Here is a 1,130-nt window from a genome sequence, read left to right as displayed (position 1 = left end):
GGCTATGTGTGGGTATTCGGTGGCCGGGCGGGGCTGGGGACGAAGCGTGGGGTATTGCTCCACGGCGGCACCCAGGCGATGCGGCCATTGACGCGCACCATGCGGCCGCGTTCTGTGGGTCGGGAGGGGTCATCTTGGTTGGCGGCGTTGTGGTGCGCGCACAAGGTGACCAGATTTTCTTGGTTTGTGGGCCCGCCGGTGGACCAGGCGGTGAGGTGGTGGACTTGGGCGTCGTCGGCAGGCGTAGTGCAGCCCGGCCACGCGCACACGGGGTGCTCGGCCGCGGCGAGCATGCGTTGTTTCCACGTGGCCATGCGTTCGGTGCGATACAGGTTTACCGGGCCGTGCTCGGGGTGAACGAGGCTGACGTAGCCGCGCTGGGCGAGAGCGCGGGCAACCAGCTGTGCGCCGGTCATGCGGGCGCCGTTGGTGAGCTGGAGGGTGATATCGGAGGCGTCGGAAGGCGCGGCGACGATGCGGTCGAGCTGGTCTAGGGTGAGGATGACGTTGGTATGCACGGCCGGCAGCGCGCCGGGATTGCCCTCGAGGAGCACCTTCTTGGCGGCGGCGAGGGGATCGTCTTTGTTGACGGAGGAGAGCACGCCCTTGATATCGGCGATATCGGTGGGATCGGCCGTAATAGAGATGGTGTGTGGGCCGTCGGGGCGGCGGGTATAGCGCACGCCGGGCTCCGGGCGGCGGGGCGGATTGATCTGCTTGAGTAGCTTCTTGGCCACGGAGGGAATCAGGCGGGCCTCGGTGCGGCAGAGCGTTAGGCGCAGGTCCCAAGCGCGGTTGGTATCGCGCACGCGGCGAGTATAAGACTCGATGCTATCGAGCGTGGTGAGGTCATGGCCGCGGCTGCGGGCGGCCTCGCGGGCGTGGCGTTGCTTGCGGGTATTCGACGTGCGGCCGAAGTAGACGTGCTGAGGCGGGCGAGTTGGGCAGCCAGAAGGGGACTGGCTCCGGCTTCGAGAAGCGAGTCTTCGGAGCAGCCCCGAAATTCGGCGACGAGGTCGACGCCGCGGCGGCATAGCAAGAGAAATTCGGTGTTCACACGGCCGAAGCTAAAAGGCATGCGAGGGCTGAACAAGCGGTGCGCGGCCGGGGAGGGGGAAATTGTGGATGGG

1 protein-coding gene is annotated in these 1,130 nt (G+C 66.9%); it reads right to left on the bottom strand.

All coding sequences use genetic code 11. The features are described 5' to 3' along the window. Window positions 1-2: 2 nt before the first annotated feature. Window positions 3-1,034, bottom strand: a complete 1,032-nt coding sequence (locus WMP96_RS11685) for an HNH endonuclease signature motif containing protein (RefSeq protein ID WP_301716816.1) — start codon at window positions 1,032-1,034, stop codon at window positions 3-5. Window positions 1,035-1,130 lie beyond the last annotated feature (96 nt).

Origin of the sequence: Corynebacterium sp. KPL4035 (assembly GCF_037908325.1) — a bacterium.
GTDB lineage: Bacteria > Actinomycetota > Actinomycetes > Mycobacteriales > Mycobacteriaceae > Corynebacterium > Corynebacterium kefirresidentii.
Note: the sequence above shows the minus strand (reverse complement) of the source record. Positions and strands in the feature narration are given on the sequence as shown.